This window comes from Paenibacillus sp. Pae15 (assembly GCF_024519685.1).
In the GTDB taxonomy this organism is placed as follows: domain Bacteria; phylum Bacillota; class Bacilli; order Paenibacillales; family NBRC-103111; genus Paenibacillus_G; species Paenibacillus_G naphthalenovorans.
This window is the reverse complement of the sequence record NZ_JALJRM010000014.1, coordinates 1-20,431: the sequence shown is the minus strand read 5'-3', so window position 1 is coordinate 20,431 and position 20,431 is coordinate 1. Positions and strand designations below refer to the sequence as shown.

18 protein-coding genes are annotated in these 20,431 nt (G+C 52.4%); 14 read left to right on the top strand and 4 right to left on the bottom strand.

Annotation, left to right across the window (positions count from 1 at the left end):
• Nucleotide 1 precedes the first annotated feature (1 nt).
• From NR121_RS13320 to NR121_RS13255, 14 genes are all read left to right on the top strand, one after another.
• Nucleotides 2–835, top strand: coding sequence for a carbohydrate ABC transporter permease (locus tag NR121_RS13320; protein WP_235594315.1), 834 nt, complete (start codon nt 2–4; stop codon nt 833–835).
• Complete coding sequence (locus tag NR121_RS13315; RefSeq protein ID WP_074727518.1) at nt 835–1,947, top strand: D-TA family PLP-dependent enzyme; 1,113 nt, start codon at nt 835–837, stop codon at nt 1,945–1,947. The genes NR121_RS13320 and NR121_RS13315 overlap by 1 nt, the downstream gene beginning before the upstream one ends.
• Entirely contained in the window at nt 1,944–3,020 is a 1,077-nt protein-coding gene (locus NR121_RS13310) for a DUF4432 family protein (protein WP_062409084.1), read from the top strand. The genes NR121_RS13315 and NR121_RS13310 overlap by 4 nt, the downstream gene beginning before the upstream one ends.
• Nucleotides 3,017–4,357, top strand: a complete 1,341-nt coding sequence (locus NR121_RS13305) for a hypothetical protein (protein WP_062409083.1) — start codon at nt 3,017–3,019, stop codon at nt 4,355–4,357. Before NR121_RS13310 ends, NR121_RS13305 begins: the two co-directional genes overlap by 4 nt.
• A gap of 62 nt (nt 4,358–4,419) precedes the next feature.
• Nucleotides 4,420–5,718 (top strand): ABC transporter substrate-binding protein, encoded by a 1,299-nt coding sequence (locus tag NR121_RS13300; protein WP_062409082.1) that lies wholly within the window; start codon nt 4,420–4,422, stop codon nt 5,716–5,718.
• Nucleotides 5,719–5,795: 77 nt separating this feature from the next.
• A complete protein-coding gene (locus tag NR121_RS13295) occupies nt 5,796–6,458 on the top strand; it encodes an RraA family protein (RefSeq protein WP_256831318.1) in 663 nt (220 codons plus the stop codon).
• A gap of 36 nt (nt 6,459–6,494) precedes the next feature.
• Nucleotides 6,495–7,727 (top strand): ROK family transcriptional regulator, encoded by a 1,233-nt coding sequence (locus tag NR121_RS13290; protein ID WP_062409080.1) that lies wholly within the window; start codon nt 6,495–6,497, stop codon nt 7,725–7,727.
• 75 nt (nt 7,728–7,802) lie between these two features.
• Entirely contained in the window at nt 7,803–8,678 is an 876-nt protein-coding gene (locus tag NR121_RS13285) for an SMP-30/gluconolactonase/LRE family protein (RefSeq protein WP_054817872.1), read from the top strand.
• A 187-nt stretch (nt 8,679–8,865) separates the two neighbouring features.
• On the top strand, nt 8,866–9,870 hold the full coding sequence (locus NR121_RS13280; RefSeq protein ID WP_062409078.1) for an AI-2E family transporter: 1,005 nt from the start codon (nt 8,866–8,868) through the stop codon (nt 9,868–9,870).
• A gap of 598 nt (nt 9,871–10,468) precedes the next feature.
• Entirely contained in the window at nt 10,469–11,143 is a 675-nt protein-coding gene (locus NR121_RS13275; protein WP_062409077.1) for a Crp/Fnr family transcriptional regulator, read from the top strand.
• A 171-nt stretch (nt 11,144–11,314) separates the two neighbouring features.
• Nucleotides 11,315–13,396 (top strand): hydantoinase/oxoprolinase family protein, encoded by a 2,082-nt coding sequence (locus NR121_RS13270; RefSeq protein ID WP_074727519.1) that lies wholly within the window; start codon nt 11,315–11,317, stop codon nt 13,394–13,396.
• Between the two features lies 1 nt (nt 13,397).
• Nucleotides 13,398–15,392, top strand: a complete 1,995-nt coding sequence (locus tag NR121_RS13265) for a hydantoinase B/oxoprolinase family protein (protein WP_256831317.1) — start codon at nt 13,398–13,400, stop codon at nt 15,390–15,392.
• Entirely contained in the window at nt 15,389–16,189 is an 801-nt protein-coding gene (locus NR121_RS13260) for a creatininase family protein (RefSeq protein ID WP_054817879.1), read from the top strand. The genes NR121_RS13265 and NR121_RS13260 overlap by 4 nt, the downstream gene beginning before the upstream one ends.
• Nucleotides 16,190–16,368: 179 nt before the next feature.
• On the top strand, nt 16,369–16,962 hold the full coding sequence (locus NR121_RS13255) for an MSMEG_1061 family FMN-dependent PPOX-type flavoprotein (RefSeq protein ID WP_054817880.1): 594 nt from the start codon (nt 16,369–16,371) through the stop codon (nt 16,960–16,962).
• A 57-nt stretch (nt 16,963–17,019) separates the two neighbouring features.
• On the opposite strand, the gene NR121_RS13250 is transcribed toward NR121_RS13255, so the two are convergent.
• From NR121_RS13250 to NR121_RS13235, 4 genes are read right to left on the bottom strand one after another with little or no spacing between them, the layout of a single operon-like run.
• Nucleotides 17,020–18,057 (bottom strand): ThiF family adenylyltransferase, encoded by a 1,038-nt coding sequence (locus NR121_RS13250; protein ID WP_062409074.1) that lies wholly within the window; start codon nt 18,055–18,057, stop codon nt 17,020–17,022.
• A gap of 26 nt (nt 18,058–18,083) precedes the next feature.
• Entirely contained in the window at nt 18,084–18,824 is a 741-nt protein-coding gene (locus NR121_RS13245) for an ATP-binding cassette domain-containing protein (RefSeq protein WP_256831316.1), read from the bottom strand.
• Entirely contained in the window at nt 18,821–19,450 is a 630-nt protein-coding gene (locus NR121_RS13240; RefSeq protein ID WP_256831333.1) for an ABC transporter permease, read from the bottom strand. Before NR121_RS13240 ends, NR121_RS13245 begins: the two co-directional genes overlap by 4 nt.
• A 58-nt stretch (nt 19,451–19,508) precedes the next feature.
• Complete coding sequence (locus NR121_RS13235) at nt 19,509–20,369, bottom strand: ABC transporter substrate-binding protein (RefSeq protein WP_062409071.1); 861 nt, start codon at nt 20,367–20,369, stop codon at nt 19,509–19,511.
• Nucleotides 20,370–20,431: the final 62 nt, after the last annotated feature.

The window sequence follows — 20,431 nt, the reverse complement described above, 5'->3', positions numbered from 1 at the left end:
CGTGCCAAGGTCAATGAGAATTCAAAATGCATTCCTTTCCATGTTCGCTTATGTTCTCTTTGCTGTCATGGTTTTTCCTTACCTGATCATGCTGATCGTTTCATTAAAAAGCAAGGCCGAGGTCTATTCGATCCCCCCGACCTTCTTTCCGGTCAACTGGACATTTTCCAACTTTGCGGATATTTGGCATATGGTGCCGTTGGCCGATTATTTGCTGAACACCGTCGTGATTGCGGGCGGCGCCACGGCTTTGGCGTTGATCTGTGCAATTCCGGCCGCTTACGTGCTGGCACGGATGAAATTTAAAGGGAAACAAATGTATTTGTATCTGATTATGATAACGCAGATGTTCTCGCCGATCGTGCTGCTTGTCGGCTTGTTCCGCGAAATGCATTGGCTAGGTCTGATGGATTCGGTCTGGGGACTTGTTCTCACCAATGCCGCCTTCAATCAGGCGTTTGCGGTGTGGATACTCAGCGGTTATTTCTCGACGATCCCGTATGAGCTTGAACAGGCCGCCTGGCTGGACGGTTGTACGAAATGGCAGGCCCTGCGCAGGATTACGCTGCCCTTGGCCGTTCCGGGGATCATGACCACCGTCATTTTTGTTTTCATTGCCGCATGGAATGAGTTCGCCGTCGCGTTGACCTTCATTTCGACGGAAACGTCGAAGCCGCTGACCGTCGGAATTTACGCTTTCTTCGGCATGTATGACGTCCAATGGCAGTATGTGTTCGCCACCTCGCTGGTAGCGATCGTGCCGGTCGTTATTCTTTTTCTCAGCATCGAGAAGTATTTAATTAGCGGACTTACGGCAGGAGGAGTGAAGCATTGATGGAAAGTGAAGCAGCTTTAGGAATCGAATCCATAGACACCCCGGCGCTGGTCGTGGATTTGGACATCATGGAAAGAAATATGAAGCGGATGGCTTTAAGAGCGGAGGAAGCGGGAGTGCGTCTTCGGCCGCATGTAAAAACCCATAAAAGCCCCTGGATCGCCTTGAAGCAGCTGCAGTATGGAGCGTTCGGCATTACCGTGGCCAAAATCGGGGAGGCCGAAGTGATGCGAAAGCACGGGATTACCGACATTCTGATCGCCTATCCGATCGTCGGAGAGCAGAAGCTTCGGCGGCTGGAGAAGCTGGCCGCTCATGCCGAGGTAACCGTAGCTTTGGACAGCGTGGAAGCGGCGCGCGGGATTTCCGAGGTTGGCCGCCGGCTCGGCAAAACCATGTCCTTATACATTGATGTGGATACGGGGCTGCAGCGCTGCGGAAGACAGCCGGGGGAAGAAACGCTTCAGCTCGCCGGGGATATCGCCAAGCTGCCGTTTGTTCGCATAACCGGGCTAATGACCCATGCGGGCCACTCCTACAAGGCGGATTCTCAGGAAGAACGGATTCGCATCAGCCGACTGGAAGGAGCGCTGCTGGCGGAAACCAAACGGCTAATTGAGGAAAAGCTCGGGCTGGATATTCCGGAGATCAGCGTGGGTTCGACGCCGACATCGTTTCACTGCAAGGAGGTTGAAGGCATTACAGAAATCAGGCCGGGCACCTACGTTTTCAACGACGCGACGATGGTCTCGCTAGGGCTCGCCGGGATTGTCGATTGCGCCTTGACGATCCATACAACGGTAGTCAGCAGACCTTCGGAAGACCGTGCGGTCATCGATGCGGGCTCCAAAACCCTCTCCTCGGATAAAGGGGCTTATACGGAGGGATACGGATGCATTCGTTCGGCTCCGCAAGTCCGGATTGACCGGCTTTCCGAGGAACATGGGGTCATGCTTACTGCACATGATTTTCCTGTCTCCATTGGCGGCCGTCTGGAGATCATTCCCAACCATGTTTGCCCGACGGTAAACCTGGCGGATGAATTGATCGGTATCCGAAACGGAAAGGTGGAAACCGTGATTCCGGTTGAAGCAAGGGGAAAAAACAAATGAGGGAAGCCCATTACGGATGCCGCATCGATCCTTACGGGACCTACAAAGGCATGAGAACGCTGGTGCTGCAGAACGAATTGATCCGGATGTCGATATTGCTCGATAAGGGATCGGACATTTTCGAATTATTGTATAAGCCCAAGGATGTCGATTTCATGTGGCGATCCCCGATCGGGCTGAGGCATCCGCCTATCCCCGCTTCCATGCAGAATCCCCAGGGCATTTTTACGGATTATTATCACGGAGGCTGGCAGGAGCTGTTTCCTTCGGCCAGCGGACCTTCCTATTACCAGGGCGCCCATCTTGGCTTTCATGGCGAGGTGGCGACATGTCCGTGGGAGTTTGCCGTTCTCGTCGACGAGCCGGAGGCAGTAGAGGTGCTTCTCACGACCAAAACATTAAGAACGCCCTTTATTCTGGAGAAAAGAATCCGCCTGGAAGCGGGCCGGCCGGTCATCCAATTTCGTGAGACGATCCATAATTACGGCAGGACGGAGCTTGACTTCATGTGGGGTCATCATCCCAGCTATGGAGCTCCTTTCTTAAGCGAGGACTGCATTCTCGAGCTTCCGGATTGCACGATTATTACCTCGGACAAAGCGGAGCCATCAAACCGCCTGCCGCACGGCAACCGCTTTGACTGGCCGTACGCTGTCGATGTACATGGAAAACCGGCGGATTTGCGTAAAATTGGAGGCATCGGCGCCGAAACTACGGATATGTTTTATGCGACGGCCTATAAGGAGGGCTGGTATGCCCTGACCAACCGCCGCATGAATCTGGGCATAGGGATGGCGTGGCCTGTGGACGATTTTCCCCATCTGTGGATTTGGCAGGAGTTTGGCGGAACGAAGGGCTATCCGTGGTACGGTAACGCTTATACGGTCGTCATCGAACCTTTCACCAGCCGTCCGTCGATCGGGGAAGACGGCCTTAATGAAGCGATCCGCAACGGAACGGCGAAGAAAATACGCGCAGGGGATAAGATCAGCAAGGAATTAAAGGTTGTTATCTATGAAACCGACAGAGGCGTGGAGAAAATCTTACCGACAGGCGAGGTGATCGAACGGTGAAAGCGGGCTGCTGCAAGATCGATATCACGCCGCAAACCGGTACTCCTATCGGCGGAAACATTCGTCAGGATAACCGGTCCAAGGGCGTACATGATCCTTTATATGCCAATTTCCTGTATTTGAACGACGGAAGGCATGCTTTGTTGTTCATCGGACTGGATTTGATCGGCATTTTCGCATCGTTCGGAAGGCTTATTAAGGAAGGCATCCGCGAAAGAACGGGAATCCTGCCCGAGAGCATCATCCTGTTCGCCACACATACCCATTCCGGGCCTGATGTGATGGAAGCCTTCAAGGACGAATACGATCCGCTCGTCATCTCGTATATTGAAGAACTGACCCGCAAAGTGATCGAAGGGGCCGTCCTATGCACGGACAACGTCTGGGAAGCGGCGGTCGGTATCGGCAAAGGATATGAAGACGCGCTTAGCTTTAACCGGCGCATCATGATGCAGGACGGAACGCTGCGCATGAACTGGGAAGGGCTGGATCCCTCCCAGGTGAAATCTGCGGCCGGGCCGATCGACCCGGATGTATTCGTGATTTCGGTTGCGGACGAACGGCGGGCCATCCGCTCGATCTTGGTTCATTTTACGCTTCATACCGCTGTACTGGTCGGTAAGGATGGGTTGATATCGAGGGACTATGTGCACAGCTTGACCGAACGCTTGGAGCACCGGTTCGGCCGGGATACGGTTGTGCTCTTTGCGAACGGCGCCGAAGGGGATATCAATCATATCGATATATCCAATCCGGGGCAGGCGCGCGATTTTGGGGAGGCGGAGCGCATCGGAAGCCGGTTGGCGGGTCGGGTGCTCGATGTTCTGCCGACATTGAAGTATTCGGCTGCGCTCCGGTTGAAAAGCGTTTCGAAACCGGTTTTACTCCCGAGAAGAAGGATTACGGAGGAACAGGTCCGGCACGCCCTGCAGCTTCTGGAAAATGCAGGATGGAGCATTCCCTCTCTGCTTGACGGCGTGCCGGATGAAGCTTATGCCAAAGAAATATTGATCCTCAGTCAACATAAAGCCGAGTTTCTGCAAACGGAGCTTCAAGCGGTTCAAATCGGAGACCATGCGCTGCTGAGCCTGCCGTGCGAGCTTTTTGCAGAACTGGGTCTGGCTATAAAAGAACGGTCCCCTTATCTCTATACCCTGATTGTGGGGATGGCGAACGATTATATAGGATATGTGCCTACGGAACGCGCTTTTGAAGAAGGAGGATATGAAATCAAAACCGCAAGAACCAGTCAGCTCACGCCGCAGGCCGGAGAGCTGATCGTTCGGGAGTCCATCGGCCTGTTAAACGGACTTAAAGGGGGTGAGAGCATCCCGTAACGGACCCATCGTGCTCTTGCAGACGCTTGCTTCACAAAAAGTAACTTTTGGAGGGATTCAAAGTGAACAACAGGAATTCATTAAAACGGGCGCCGGTATTCTTAACGTTGTTATTACTGATGTCCTCTCTATTGGGAGCATGTACCGGGGGCAATTCGACAGACGGAAGCCCGCCACCCTCTCCGGGCCCATCTTCTTCCGGTGGCGGCAGCGGGGAGAAAAAAGAAATCACCTTCATCGCCGCTCAATACAGCAATGCGACCGAGCCTTTTCTCAGAAAGGTTGTCAGTGCATTTGAACAAGCGAATCAGGATATCAAAGTGAACCTGCAGGTTGTCGGTTGGGACGTTCTGGAGCAAAAAATAAATACGATGGTGAGCACCCAACAGACGCCGGACATTTTGAACTTGAACCATTATGCCGCATTTGCCGCTGATGATCTTCTTCTTCCGTTGGACGAAGTGATTTCTCCAAACCTGAAAAGCAAATTTTACGAGTCGTTTTACAAAGCGGGTGAGCTGGACGGCAAAAGCTACGGCCTTCCGCTTCTCGCATCGATCCGCGGTCTGTACTATAACAAAGATCTCTTTGAACAAGCAGGCATTAAAGAGCCCCCGGCAACATGGGATGAACTGAGGCAAACGGCCAAAGCCATTAAAGAACAAACGGGAGTCGACGGCTTCGGCGTACCGATGACGACCTTCGAAGGGCAAGCCTACTTCTCCTATTTCATTTGGGGGAATGGAGGAGATTGGAAAAAGGGCGATCAATGGGTGCTGAACTCTCCGGAAAACGTGGAGGGACTGCAGTATTTGACCAACCTTGTACGTAATGACAAAGTGACCAACCCCGAGCCGACCGCCATCAACCGGGATGAGCTGCAAAAGGTGTTCGGAGCCGGGAAGGTCGGGATGATGATTACGGCCAACTTCCTGCCGACCATTCTGAAGGCGGATGCGCCGAACCTGAAATACGGAGTGGCGCCGATTCCGGTCAATGCAGGCAAGCAGCCTTTCAACCTGGGGGTACAGGATTTCCTGATGGTGTTCAAGTCGACCAAAAACAAGGAGGCCGTCGGCAAATTCCTCGAATTCCTCTATGAGGATCAACGTTACGAAGAGTTCATGAAAAATGAAGGTATGCTGCCTGCGACAAAGAGTGTCGGGGAAAGTCTATCCAAGCAGGATCCGTTGGCGGCACAGTTCATCAGCCAACTGCCGATCGCTAAATTTTATCCGTTAAACGATCCTAAATTTACTCAAATACGTTTGGAAACCATCAAGGCGGTGCAGCAGTCGCTGCTCGGCCAAAAATCGCCCAAACAGGCATTGGACGATCTGCAAAAAATAGCGGAACAATAATCAATGAAGAGCGGCTGGAAAGCATATTTACGTTCTATCCGCTCCTTTTCCATGAACGGAACAAATGGGGGATACGAATGGACAACGGGATTTTTTTGAACTATGCTCAAATGGAAAAAACTTTAACCAGTGCGGTCCTGGCGGATATTCTGGACGAAATGGGTTACAGGCAGCAGTGCATGACTCATGATATACGACCGGTGATTCCTTTTTCCAAATTTGCAGGCAGGGCTTTAACCGTGCTCGCTGCGGATGTTTACGAAATTCCGTCCGCACCTTATCAAAAGGAGCTTGAAGCGATCGATGCGCTGCAGGAAGGGGACGTCCTTGTTGCTGCGACCAATGGTTCGACCCGCAGCGGATTTTGGGGGGAGCTGCTCAGTACGGCTGCCAAAATCAAAGGATCGAGGGGAGCGGTGATTGACGGGTTGATCCGCGACAGTATGCAAATCAAACAAATGGGGTTTCCTGTGTTTGCCCGTGGCTATAGTCCGTATGATTCCAAGGGCAGGACCGACGTGATCGCCTGCAACGTACCTGTTCAATGCGGCGGTGTGCTCATCCGTACGGGGGATTTGATTTTCGGCGATCATGACGGCGTCGTCGTCGTTCCCAAGGAGATCATCCATGAGACGGTAACAAAGGCTTTGGACAAAGTGAGCGGAGAGAACCAAATGAGAAAAGCCCTTGAAAACGGGATGGGGATCGTGGAGGCGTTTAATAAGTACGGCATTTTGTGAAACTATATATAGATTTGGATAGGAGCTGCGTGAAATTTGCTTATCATTTCAAGAAAAACAGATATCAAACAATCGAATAAACTCAGTATTTTGCAGTGGGTCCGTAATTCGGGCGAAACGACCCAGCCGGAAATCAGCAAGGAATTGGGGCTGAGCCGCCCTACGGTTTCCGCTTTGGTGGAAGAATTAATTTTGGAAGGATATATCAAAGTGAGCGGAATGGGCAGTTCCACGGACCAGGGAGGCAAGCGCCCCAAATTAATCGCCTTTCATGCCAGGGGCGGAGGCATTCTTGCCTTGTATTTTACCGTGAATACCATAAAGGCGGCGCTCATGGATCTTTCGGCAAACCTTCTGCACGAGCTTCGCGTATCGATCACCCCGAAGGATACGACGGAAACGATGCTTGCCAAGGTGAAGGATTTGGCGGGTGCTTTGCTTCTAAAGGCGAAGGAGTTGGGGATTCCCGTCAAAGGAATCGGAGTAGGCTGCCCGGGACTGGTCGAGACAAGCACCGGAACGATTCTGACATCAACCCATTTAGAAGTGTTAAACGGTTGTTCACTGGGAGAAAGCCTGTCTTCGGCCTTTCATCTGCCGGTTTGGGTGGATAACGAATGCCGCAACCAGGTGCTGGCCGAAAAAATGTTTGGCGAAGGCCAAGACGTGGATACCTTTGTCAGCCTCATGACGGACGTTGGCATCGGGGCGGGGATCATTATCGATAACCGGATTATGAGGGGCAAAGACGACAGCTTTGGAGAAATTGGGCATACGACCATTCAAATGGACGGCTTGAAGTGCCGATGCGGAAATGACGGCTGCTGGGAGATGTACGCTTCGTCGAATTCCCTCATGTCAAGAATTCACGAAAACTTATCGCGCACGTTACTGCTGAAAGACATGGTGCAAACGCGGGACGAGTTGACCTTCGAACTGATCGGGGAAGCGATCCGCCGGGGAGATGACGTCGTATACCAACTGGCCATTGAGGATTTGGGCAAATATCTCGGGATCGGTATCGCCAATCTTGTCAATTCAATCAATCCGGAGCTGATCATTATCCATGGCGAAATGATTCACTTGGGAGAACGCCTGATCACCGAAATTGAGAAGCAGATTCAGCAGAGAGCTCTGCCGGTACCGAAGGAAAGGGTGCGGGTCATTTTTTCCAAACTGGGGCCGAAGGCCAACCTTATCGGATCGTGCGCTCTTGTGTTGAAAGAATTGTTCGATAATCCGGAGCTTTTATTTCAGGTTAATTTGTAAGGAAGGCTTGATCCGGCAGGCCGCGATGCCGCCTGCCGGATGAATGGTTAAAAAAGGGTATGGGGAGGGACTATCATGACAGAATGCAGCCTTGTATTGGATGCCAAAGCCGATCTTGGTGAAGGTGCGATATGGGATGCTGAAAAGCAGGTGCTTTACTGGGTGGATATTACGGGAAAAACGCTGCATGTGTTCGACCCGGAGCACCATACCGACCGTTCGATTCCCATTGGCCAATTCGTTGGAACCGTTGTGCCCAGAGAAGCGGGCGGTGTTATGCTGGCCCTGCAGAATGGGTTTTACTCGCTTGATTTGGAAACGGAGGTGCTGACCCCTGTCATGGATCCGGAACAAAATCAGCCGGAGAATCGATTTAATGACGGTAAGTGCGACCCCGCCGGAAGATTCTGGGCAGGAACCATGAACTTGAACGAAACAGGGCGGTCGGGTGCCTTGTATTGTTTGGATACGGATCTGAACGTCCGCAAGATGCTGACGGGAATCGGTATCTCCAACGGTATTGTCTGGAGCCTGGATTGCCGTACCATGTATTACATCGATTCACCGACAAAGCAGGTGGTCGCCTTCGATTACGAAATGAGCTCAGGAACGCTGAGCCGTCAAAGGGTGATGATTGATTTGACCTTAGATCATGCGCTCCCCGACGGAATGACCATCGATGCGGAAGGCATGATTTGGATCGCCCATTGGGGCGGATATCGGGTTACCCGCTGGAATCCGGATAACGGGAAGCAGCTTGACGAAATAAGGGTTCCAGCCTCTCAGGTGACGTCATGCGCTTTCGGTGGAAAGGATCTCGATGTCCTGTATATTACGACGGCCCGCCATAGACTCCATGAACGGGAGTTGGATAAACAGCCGTTGGCCGGTGGAATATTCAGCGTAGCCGCGCAGGTTAAAGGGCTTCCGGCATTTTCGTTCAAGGGGTAATGAAAAGGTTGCGGGCATCAGTCTTGTAATAGAATAGAACAAATTATGGACAGGAAGCTGCGGCTTCCTGTTTTCTTTTCCGGAAGGAAATGAAGTTAATATTGTATATTTTATTGCCCTAACTATTTTCATTGTTGTAGACTGAGGAATAGGACAAACTCGAGGGTTAGTGAATGGAGACGAATGGATGGAGAATATTAAGCGATTCTTTTTAAATCTGACGGTAAGACGATTTCTGATCATCTTAGTAATATGTTTGCTGTTGTTTAGCATAAGGGACATGCTGAACCTCATTCTGTTAACCTTTTTATTCATCTACATTATGAACAGTCTTCAGCATTTTTTAACGAAGCAAATCAATAAATACATCCCGGTCAACAGCAAGGTCATTATCATATTGCTGTATCTTATTTTAGTTACGACCATCGTCATCGGTATCATTAATTATTTGCCGAAGCTTTATGTTCAAATCAAACAATTAAAAGCTACTCTGATCGGGCTGTCGCATTTGCCGGTTCCTCAGGATGAGCTGTCTCAATATGTGTACAAAACCATAAAAGACCTGGATTTGCAATCCTACGTAAGACAAGGCTTCGAATATATTCTTAAAATCAGCAATTGGGGGACGACGTTCGTACTGGCAATCGTGCTGAGCTTTGTCTTTATCCTCGAAAAAAACAGAATTGCCGCCTTTACATCCAGATTGAAAAACAGCAAAATTTCCTGGTTATATGAAGAACTTGAGTATTTCGGGAAGAAATTCGTTTTATCTTTTGGCAAAGTGCTGGAGGCTCAACTTCTTATTGCTACATGCAATACCATCTTTACGGTTACCGGCCTATGGATTCTCGGCTATCCTTACCTTTTTGCGCTAACCATCATGATCTTCCTGCTTAGTCTGGTTCCCGTAGTAGGTTTCTTGGTTTCATTAATTCCTTTAAGTATTATCGGATATGCGATAGGCGGTTATCTGATGGTCATCTATGTGTTATCTATGATTGCTGTGCTTCACTTTCTTGAAGGGTATTTCCTGAACCCGAAGCTGATGTCTTCCAAAGTGAACCTTCCTATGTTCTATACGTTTATTATTCTCATTTTTTCGGAGCATTACCTGGGCACATGGGGCCTGATCGTGGGAATTCCGATCTTTATCTTTTTATTGGACATGCTTGATGTCGATACGTCGGCGTAACACGAAATTTATGAAAGCTGCTGGTGCAGTCATTGCAGTCTACAGACAAAACGTTAGCCGCGGCGGCGCGATTCAAGGACGGGGGAGGATTTTGGGCAGCCCCACGTGGAAGTAGGGAGTGTTAGAGAACGGAAGATTCTTTTATGCAGGCGGTTCATGATCTGGGACAAGTATTTCTGACTTTCTCAAAGTTGGAAATACTTTTTATTTTCCATCACTTTTTTTGAAATGGTTCAATTCAGGATGAAAGTAAAGCCGCATATGTTGTAACAGAATTTTCTTGTTCCTCCCCAAATATTAAGCTATTATCTATACATAGCGTTTTATAGGAATCATTCTATTTTCAGTACGACGTGCAGTCTCACCTCAAAAGCAAAAGCACCGCAATTTCCTTCTCCATCACTCTTGCAAATACCCTTTCCTGACAAGGCTTAAGATCCGTGAAGCATTGTCCAAAATTCAACATTTCATGATCAGCGCGTTAATAAGATTATCATGCCGGGCATCATAGACTTTTATTTGATAAAATTTTTTGATTATTCAGATATTAACGTATTTCTCACAGCTTAATCATGCCCTATAGGAAAGGAGTAACCTAATGCAAATGCAGCACGTCGTTCAAGAAGCGTTTCATCCCCGCGCGTTTGGATCGCTGCCGTCCGAGGTCAGTGAACTTGCAACTCCCCGGTATTTCCCGCGAGGGAGCATTATCATCCGGCAAGGCGAACCCGCACAGTATTTTTTCTATGTGCATGCCGGCCATGTAAGGGCTACCATCGTTCGTCCGGACGGTACGGAGAAAGTGCTGGCCTTTGCGGAGCCCGGGCAGTTTTTTGCGGATGTTCCGTTCTTTCAGCACGCTAATCACTGGTACACGGGAGAAGCCGTAGAATCTACCAAGGTCAGTGCATTTTCCAGGGAAACCATGGAGAAAATTATTCGCATCCGTCCGGACTTCGCCTTCACATTGATGCAATCGATAGCCCATAAGGTATGGATGCTGAGCAACCAGATGATGACCCTGACCTTCGATCCCTCCGAGGTTCGGCTGGCCCGGATTTTGGTGGAGATCCTTGCCCGCAAACCCGAGGGTACGCGGGCGCTGTCCATGACCCATCAGGAGCTTTCCGCTTTGGCGGGTACCTCCAGAGTGATGGTGACCCGGGTGCTCAACGGATTGCGCGCGCGTGGATTGGTCGATCTCCGGAAGGGCGTTCTGTTCATCACGAATATGCCGGAGCTGGAGCGGTTGGCGGCCTTCGAGATTGGGTGAGCGGGACGCGGCGCAATCGGGCCGTACCGGCAAAATGATGGATATGTAACTAATGAACAGATCGGCAGGTCACCTCCCTGTTATACTGGGTTCAGGCAAACGCAGATGAGGTAGAATCTCAACCTTGTGGCGTTATGCACAATCAGGAAGATTCAGAAAGGGGAGGACCGAATGAGTTGGCGCATTGGTATCGACACAGGCGGCACGTTTACAGATGTGGTAGCTCTCAATGATGTGACTGGTGAGGAGAAGGTGTTCAAGACATCGAGTATTCCCGATGATCCGTCCCGCGCCTTCCTTGCCGGCATCGAAGGTGTTCTGGCAGAGATCGGCGCATCCGCTTCCGACGTTGCCATGCTGCTTCACGGAACCACCGTAGCCACGAATGCCGTATTGGAGGCAAAGTATTCACGCCTCGGACTTATTGTTACGAACGGGTACCGTCATATGCTCGAGGTTGCACGCCAGAACGTGCCCGGAGAATTTGGCGCCATCACCTGGTGGATCAAACCGCCCCGGGTTGTACCGTTGGAATTGGTTCGCGAGGTTGAGGGACGGCTCAATTATCGAGGCGAGGAGCTGCGTCCGCTGGACGAGCTGCAGATTCGATTGGCTGCACGCGAATACCGTGATCTGGGCGTTCAAGCGATTGCCGTATCCTTCCTTCATTCCTATCAGAATCCTGTTCATGAAGAACGTGCCCGGGAGATCATTCAAGAGGAATATCCCGAATGCTTTGTATCCATTTCCGCTGATGTCATCCGGGAATATCGCGAGTATGAACGGACACTGACCACGTGCTTGAATACCGGCTTAATGCCTCTTCTTTCCACTTATCTTGACCGGCTGGGCGATCGGGCACAAGGGGCGGGAATAGAAGCCCCGCTATATGTGATGAAATCCAGCGGCGGTGTCGCCACCGCCAATGAATTAATCAAACGGCCTATTGCCGCTTCTCTCTCGGGGCCCGCGGCTGGCGTCATCGCCGCCGCAGCCATTTCCGGCGCGGCCGGGATCCATGATGTGCTGACCCTGGATATGGGTGGGACCAGCACGGATATGGCTTTGATTGAAGGCGGAATCCCCCGTCTGTTATCTGAAGGCAGGATCGATATCTACGACATCAAATCTCCAATGATCGATATGACGACCGTGGGAGCGGGCGGCGGATCCATCGCCTGGCTGAGCGGCAGCAAAGCCCTGCGGGTAGGACCGCAGAGCGCGGGGTCGTTTCCGGGCCCTGTGTGCTATGGAAGGGGCGGCCAAGAGCCCACAATTACCGATGCGAACCTGGTGCTGGGCCGGATTCCGCCTTACCTGCTTGGCGGCTCGATTCCATTGGATCGGCAGGCTGCCTATGACGCCATACAAGCCAAAATTGCCGAACCCTTGGGGCTTTCCGTCGAGAAAGCGGCCGCAGGCATTCTCGAGATCGCTACGCAAAACATTGCTGCAGGAATACGCGTCGTCTCTGTCCGCCGTGGACGCGATCCCCGCAATTATGCGTTGTTCGCCTTTGGCGGCGCAGGCGGTCTCATGGCTTCCCCTGTTGCGAATGCGCTGGACATGAGCAGGATTCTGATCCCTACGGCGCCTGGAGCCACCGCTGCGGCCGGGCTGCTTTATTCGGATGTGCGTGTGGATCACGTGATTACCGATGTGCAGCGCGAAGACGCGCTCGATGTGGACCGGCTGAACGACGAGTTCCTGCAGCTGCGCGACCGGGTCTCGGCGGATCTCGCCCGTCAAGGGTTTGACAGCAGCAGCGGCATTCGTCTGCAGGCGTTTCTCGACATGCGATATGTCGGACAGGCGTTTGAAATTCGTGTACCCCTGCCTGTTCCTGACGGTTCCATTGCCGGATCGCTTGCCGGTACCATCAAAAGCTTCCATGCTGCTCATGAAGACCAGTACGGGTACTCCTACGAGAACAAGACGCTGGTCGAAATCGTAAATATCGGAGTAACCGGCTTCGGGCTGCTCGCACCACCTCGCCAGTATGCAAAGCAAAGCTCGGAGCTCCGGTGGAGCGACTTGCTGAAGTCTATACAGCCGATGTATGTAAACGAGGCGTCAGATTTCGTGGATTGTCCGGTGTACGCACGCCCCACAGAACCCATCCCGGAGCCGCTTGCCGGGCCGGCGGTCATTGAGCAGTACGATACCACTACCGTTGTGGAACCCGGGTGGTACGTTACGGTAAACGAGTTCGGGCACTTGCTCCTCACACGATACGCTAAAGGAGGATCTTAATATGTCAAACGACAAACCTTTGATTTTCGACGCGTCCATTTACCAGCCGCCATTGTATAAGCCGTTCCGGCAGCAGGAGTGGCCCCGTTCGGAAGAGGAATGGGCGCGCATTGAACGCTTCAAGGCCCAAGTGGATCCTATTACTCTGGACGTCGTTGAGGGCGGTTTGGAGGCTGCGGTAGATGAGGGTGAAGCGGCTGTTGAGCTTGCCGGGCGCTCAACCATCATTCGTGAGCAGCACGATTATCGGGCTTCGATTTGTACCGTAGACTGCAATAATGTAACATCGGTTTCCTGGGGAGCCAGTGCGGACCCTATACGCGCCCACTTTCCTCTTGAGGAGATTCACGAGGGGGACGTATTTCTCTACAATGATCCTTACGACTCCCATGGTACGATTACGCATTTGCCCGACTACTGTGTGTGCGTCCCTATTTTTCACAGCGGTCGTCTTATTGCTTTCTCCTTGATCTTTGGTCACACTGAGGATGTGGGCGGCCGGTCGGTAGGCAGTTGGCCGACCACTTCCACAAGTATATTTGAAGAGGGGATCCAGATCCCTCCGGTCAAACTGTACAACCAAGGCAGGTTACAGGACGATATCTATAAGATTGTGCTCCGCAATACCCGCTTCCCGGATACGATGCGCGGAGATCTGGATGCTTTCATCGGCGCCTGCCGTCTCATTGAGCGTCAAGTAAAGCAGCTTTGCGACCGTCTTGGAGCCGATATCGTCGAGGCCGCCATGTACAAGCTGATGGATCGCTGCGCGGAGGCGGTACGGGATGTGATCCTGCCTATGTTCCCCAATGGAGAGTTTACGGGGGAGGATTTCCTCGATAACGATGGAATCAACCTGGACGATCCTGTCAAGCTCATGGTCACCCTGCGCAAGGACCCCGAGAAGATCATTCTGGATTGGACGGGGACGAATCCGCAAACCGAAGGTCCTCTGAACTCGCCCAACGACGGACGCTTTTTGTCCAAATGGGTAGGCTCGTTCCTGGCCGGATTTGCACCGGGGACGGTGATCAACGAAGGCGTGACCAGAGTATTCCGCTGCGAGCTGCCGCCTGGAACCGTGCTCACGTCGGAGTATCCGGCGCCTGTGATCAACCGTATGCAGTGCTGGTTCCGCGGCTTCGGCGTTTATGGAGCGGCCCTTGCCCAGGCTTTTGGAGGAAACGTGTCGGTGGATATGCACTGCGTTCAGGTATATGGCGTTTACGGTTACGACGAGGAAGGAAAGCCTTGGCTGTACCGCGAAGTATTCGGCGGCGGCTCCGGAGCGCGGACCTATGCGGATGGAACCGATGCAGTAGACATGGTGAACGATGCCAAGAACCTTCCGGCGGAATTTATCGAGCAGCGCTATCCTGTTATTGTCGAGCGGGTTGCTCTCAATCCCGATTCAGGCGGATGCGGCAAATATCGCGGAGGGATGGGCTACGTGAAGGACATTCGTATGCTGGCCGACGGGTATTACGTTACGTATGTCGACCGCACGGCGTTCGGTTGTTACGGCGTTAACGGCGGCGGGCCGGGCAAGCCCGGGGGAACATGGATTAATCCCGGTACTGCTGACGAACGGCTGATCCAGTTCTGTCAGGAAGGAATCCCGGTGAAAGCGGGCGATATCATCCGGGTTACAACTCCTGGCGGCGGAGGTTGGGGGGACCCGCTGGAGCGGGATGTGGAGGCCGTACGCATGGATGTGCTGCGGCAGCTGGTTTCCATCGAAAGCGCCGAGCGCGATTACGGTGTGGTGGTTCATAAGCGCATGCAGGGACTCACCGCCGAGTATGTCGTTGACGAGGAAGCCACTCGGCTGAAAAGGCGGGAAATTCATCAAAAGAGGGCTCCTCTGAAGCTGATCGACCGCGGTCCATACGCTGAAGAGAAACGTAAAGCCGGCAAAATCACGTTCAATGATGTGTTTCTTCCCCCTTCTGGCATGGCGGATCAGGAAGTCTCCGGTGAAGCGCAGCTGTTATGAGTTTTGTCGAGCTGAAATATTTGACGTCGTCCGAGGCCAGGGCGGTTGGGCAGGACCGCGGCGCGGTCGGTCTGATCCCCATCGGTGCGCTCGAGCAGCATGGGCCGCATTTGCCCCTGGTGACGGATTCGGCATTGGCTGAAGTGTTGGCGGCCGAGGTTGCGGCACGGTGCAGAGAACCCATCGTTGTAACACCCACGATCATGGCCGGCCTATCGGAGCATCACGCGGATTTTCCCGGCACAGTGACCCTTGGTCCCGTAACGCTCGGAGCCGTAATTCAGGCATACATCACGGCATTGAGGCGTATGGGGCTGACCCGTATCGGTCTGTTCAGTTTCCATGGCGGGAATTTCCGGTTTCTCGGCAAATATGCGGCCGGTTGCAGCAGTATATGGCCCGGAATGCAGGTAGCCGCTTATACCGATTTCAGGCGTTTCCTGCATGTCATGTTTCAAGCCGGGGTGAAGGCAGGGCTCAAGCTTGCGTCTACGGACAGTCATGCCGGCGCGATTGAGACGAGTCTGGCGCTTCATGTCATGGGAGAGCACCGTGTACGCGCGTTTGAAGCCGTCACAGGCTATACGGCAGGAGAAGCAGGATGGTTGGAAGCCATCGAGACCAAGGGTGTGCAGGCCATTAGCCCCAGCGGCGTTTTCGGGACACCGGGCGGCGCCAATGCTGCCGCCGGCAAAGTGATCCTGAATGCTTTGTCTGAAGAGGTCGCGGTTTGGCTGAAGGATGCCTTTAAGCTCAGAGAATTCAATTCATCCGCCCCGCTGCACGAACGCAGCTGATTCCCGGCGAAGCCTCCATTCCAAAAAACGACTTCATTCCTGTATCCCGGGAGTGAAGTCGTTCGTTTTTTGGGGGAATCCCTGTTCACGTTAAGAATCAGTATGGACAAATCGAGAGAAAACATGGATAGTAAGAGAAAAGCAGCATGGGATTCTTCGGATAAGGAGGTTTTATACGGATGATTCATGAATTATGGTCGCAAGGGATCGTTACCCGTGCGGATGAGCTGAGGGATTTGGTAGGCTCTCCTCACGAAGCCGTACTTAAAAAAAGCATTGCACAAATCGATTCACATGTTCGAAATTATGTGTCGATGTCGCCGCTTTTCTTTCTGTCCACAGCCAATCAAGAGGGGAGGTGCGATGTATCGCCCCGCGGAGATGAACCGGGCTTCGTCAAAGTCATAGACGACCGGCATCTGATCTATCCCGAACGGCCGGGAAACCGGCGTGTCGACTCCTTGTTGAATATGCTTGAGAACCCATATGCAGGTATGCTTTTCATCATACCGGGCCTGGAGGAAGTGTTAAGGATTAATGGCCGGACAAGGATCACGCGCAATGAGGACATTTTAACAGCGATGCAATGGAGTGAAGTGCCTCAATTGGGTGTCATTGTAGAGGTGGAGGAGTGCTTTATTCACTGTCCGAGAGCACTGAAGAAATCAAAGGTCTGGGAAGCGGAGTCCCGGCCTGCAAAGAAAGATTTGCCTTCGGTCAACGACATGTTCCATGCTCATCTGCAAATGAATGGGTTCACGATCCAAAAGTAATATACGGAAATGAACAAGCTGGTGAAAGGAAAAGGATCCCCGCACCGGCTTGTTGTTTTAATGGCTAATATACTTGGCGTACAACGATTTGGCGATGTCAATGTCCTGCGTTCCCTGCACCAGCACCCGGCCGTCTTTGAACAGCACCAGCGCATAATCGCCGACGTGAAAGCGCAGAAGGAAGGGATTCCGCTCGACCTTCCCGATCCTGCGAAATACGTTCTCCTCTTCTTCCAGGTTAACCGATCGTCCGCCTCTCGGGGTGATCTGGACCGTATCTCTGCCGCATAAGGCCGTAAACACCTCCAGGCTGTCCGCAGCCGGATAGAGAAACTCGAATTCCCCTTTGCCGCAGGCCGGGCAATCCGGGTGCTTTCCCTGACGAATATCCATCTGCATATGCCGGTTCGTCCACAGCTCGAATTGCTCCAGGTAAGGGTTAAGGTGATGCTCTGCGCCAACCATAAGCTTTAAAGCTTCCGCCGCTTGATAAGAGGCAACAATATGAACGATAGGTCCGATCACGCCTACCGTATCGCAGGTTTCCCCTCGGCCGGCAGGGGGATCGGGGAACAGGCAGCGGTAGCATGGAGTGACGTAGGGCCGGATCGCCGCAAACATGCCTCTGGAGCTTACCGCACCGCCATAAACCCATGGAATGCGGTGCTTGACGGCGACATCATTCAGCAGGTACCGTATCTGAAAGTTATCGGTTCCGTCCAGGATGATGTCCACGTCGCTGAGCAGTTCTTCCGCATTATAGGCATGGACGTCCCCTACGATGGGCTCAATGGTAACCGACGAATTCACTTTTTTTAATTTGTCCGCGGCGGCAACGGCTTTCGGCATATGATTCCTGGCATCCTCTTCGTCATAGAGCATTTGTCTTTGAAGATTGCTGGTCTCTACGAAATCGCGGTCGATGCAGCGCAAATACCCGACCCCGCCGCGAACCATATGGTTGGCCAACACCGTGCCGAGCGCCCCCAGCCCGACGATCGCCACCCTGCTGCCCGACAGCTTCTCTTGTCCCGACGGGCCGATGGGGGGAAAAAGCATTTGCCGCGAGTAGCGGGCGTTCTGATTTGGTTCCATAGGTACCTCCTCTACCCCTGCAAGGGTTAATAGATCATTTTGCCGCTGATAAAATCCTGAAGGGCTTCGCTTTGGGGGGATTCAAAAAAGGCTTGCGTATCGTTTTGTTCCACGATCCGTCCCTGATAAAGGAACAGGCACCGGTCGGACAGGCGTCTGGCCTGCTGCAAATGGTGGGTAACCATGAGGATCGTCATCGGGCTTTCCCGGCGAATCCGGGTAATGATCTGTTCAATGATCAATACGTTCGGCGGGTCGAGATTGGAGGTAGGCTCATCCAAAAGCAGGAGCTTGGGCTGCAGGACAAGCGCCCGCGCCAGTGCAATTCTCTGGGCTTCGCCTCCCGACAGGGATGCCGCTTTACGTCCCTCCGCGGCTTCGAGACCGACCAGCCTCAAGGCTTCCATGACCAGCCGCGCTTTCTCGCTGCGGGGAATGCCTCTATAGCTTAACCCCAACGCTACATTCTCAAAAACCGTGGTCTGAAACATGACGGGCTTTTGCGCGACAAACGCCATTTGCCTTTGCAAATGAAGCCCTCCCGAATGGGAAAGGGAAGTTAAATCCACCCGGTGCCCGGAAAAAAATAAGCTGCCCGATTGAGGCTTCTCCAGAAAGTTCAATACGCGCAAAAAGGTGCTCTTGCCTGCGCCGCTGGGACCTACAATGCCATAAACGGCGCCTTCATCAAAGGCGGCATGGGGGATGGACAACAGCATCCGATCGCCGGCAGCAACGGTAAGATGCTCGACTTCAATGGGCTTCATCGGGACCGGTCCCTCCTGTCGTTTAAGTTCCGCAGCGCGCCTGCAACGAGAAAGCTGTTAAAAATAAAGCTGATCAGCAGAAGGACCATACCGATTTGCAAGGCGGCATCGTAATTCCCCTTACGGGTCTCCAGAATAATGGCCGTGGTCATCACCCGGGTCTCATGCTCGATGTTCCCGCCGACAAGCATGACCGCGCCGACTTCCGATATCGCACGGCCGTAGGCCGTGGATATTCCCGACCCTATTCCGCTTCGGGCTTCCCTGAGGATCGTCCATACCAGCTGGAAAGGGGAGGCTCCGAGGCTTTTGGCCGTTTCCCAATACGTTCTTTCCCGCGCCTGAACGGCAGACATGGTCAACCCCGTAATGATCGGAGCAACCAGGATGCTCTGTGCGATGACCATCGCCTCCGGAGTGAACAGCAGCTGAAGAAAACCGAGCAGGCCGTATTTGGACAGCAAGAAATACACAATCACGCCGGTAAGAACAGGAGGAAGTCCCATGAACGTAAAAACCAGAATGACAATCAAGCGTTTTCCGGGAAAGGAATAAAGTCCCAGAAAAGCGCCGCAAGGGATGCCGATGAGCATCCCGATGAGGATGGCCAGGGTGGAAACCCGGATGGATAATCCTATAATTTCAAGAACATGTAAGCTAAAGATTCCCTACACTCCCTTTTTCTTATCTTTTTTTGGCGCCGGGGACAAACAATCCTTTCCCATACTCGGCCTTCCCGAACTCTTCAATCATCTTTTGGCCTTCATCGCCTGTCAAAAATTGAATGAACTGTTCCGCCTCTTTGGCTTTTTCGGTAGATTTGACCTGGATCACGCCATAAGGATTGAGAAGGGAAGCATCTCCTTCCTTCAAAACGACAAGATCAAGATCTCCTTTGCGGGACAAGTAAGTCGCTTCATCCGTCAGTGTATAAGCATTCTTTTCATCCGCCATTTGGAGCGTCGCCCCCATGCCTTGGCCGGCCGATAAATACCATGGTCCTTCAGGCTTGAGACCTGCGGCTTCCCAGATGGACAGCTCCTTTTTGTGGGTTCCCGAATCATCTCCGCGAGAGATGAAGGCCGCTTTTTTCTCGGCTATCGTTTTAAACGCCTCGGGCGCCGTCGCCATTCCTTTAATGCCCGCAGGGTCGTCTTGGGGTCCGACAATCAGAAACTGGTTCACCATTACATCATAAGCATTGATGCCGAAGCCCGAGGCTACAAATTCATCCTCCGAAGGTCTGGCATGAACGAGGAGAACGTCGGCGTTGCCGTCCTTCCCTAATTGAATCGCTTGTCCTGTACCTACGGCGACGACCTTGACCTGAATACCGGATTTTTGCTCGAATGCCGGAAGAAGGGAATCCAATAGACCTGAGTCTTGAGTGCTGGTCGTTGTGGCCAGTGTAATGGATCTTTTTTCTTCGGATGCGGTCGTGGTAGCTGCTTCTTGTACAGGGCTGCCGCAGCCTGTAATTACGCCCAACAGGAGCAGGGAAATAAAGAAATAAGAAAACGCCGGAATTTTTCTGTTAGATAGCATGCTACCCGATGATGTACAATAGTTTGTGTAACCAGAATTTGTGACCTGCAGGCGCAAAAAAA

Coding starts and splice junctions, on each gene's coding strand:
- NR121_RS13235 (WP_062409071.1), bottom strand. CDS start 20,369: ATGCTATCTAACAGAAAAATTCCGGCGTTTTCTTATTTCTTTATTTCC.
- NR121_RS13285 (WP_054817872.1), top strand. CDS start 7,803: ATGACAGAATGCAGCCTTGTATTGGATGCCAAAGCCGATCTTGGTGAA.
- NR121_RS13270 (WP_074727519.1), top strand. CDS start 11,315: ATGAGTTGGCGCATTGGTATCGACACAGGCGGCACGTTTACAGATGTG.
- NR121_RS13275 (WP_062409077.1), top strand. CDS start 10,469: ATGCAAATGCAGCACGTCGTTCAAGAAGCGTTTCATCCCCGCGCGTTT.
- NR121_RS13295 (WP_256831318.1), top strand. CDS start 5,796: ATGGACAACGGGATTTTTTTGAACTATGCTCAAATGGAAAAAACTTTA.
- NR121_RS13280 (WP_062409078.1), top strand. CDS start 8,866: ATGGAGAATATTAAGCGATTCTTTTTAAATCTGACGGTAAGACGATTT.
- NR121_RS13265 (WP_256831317.1), top strand. CDS start 13,398: ATGTCAAACGACAAACCTTTGATTTTCGACGCGTCCATTTACCAGCCG.
- NR121_RS13255 (WP_054817880.1), top strand. CDS start 16,369: ATGATTCATGAATTATGGTCGCAAGGGATCGTTACCCGTGCGGATGAG.
- NR121_RS13260 (WP_054817879.1), top strand. CDS start 15,389: ATGAGTTTTGTCGAGCTGAAATATTTGACGTCGTCCGAGGCCAGGGCG.
- NR121_RS13315 (WP_074727518.1), top strand. CDS start 835: ATGGAAAGTGAAGCAGCTTTAGGAATCGAATCCATAGACACCCCGGCG.
- NR121_RS13245 (WP_256831316.1), bottom strand. CDS start 18,824: ATGAAGCCCATTGAAGTCGAGCATCTTACCGTTGCTGCCGGCGATCGG.
- NR121_RS13250 (WP_062409074.1), bottom strand. CDS start 18,057: ATGGAACCAAATCAGAACGCCCGCTACTCGCGGCAAATGCTTTTTCCC.
- NR121_RS13310 (WP_062409084.1), top strand. CDS start 1,944: ATGAGGGAAGCCCATTACGGATGCCGCATCGATCCTTACGGGACCTAC.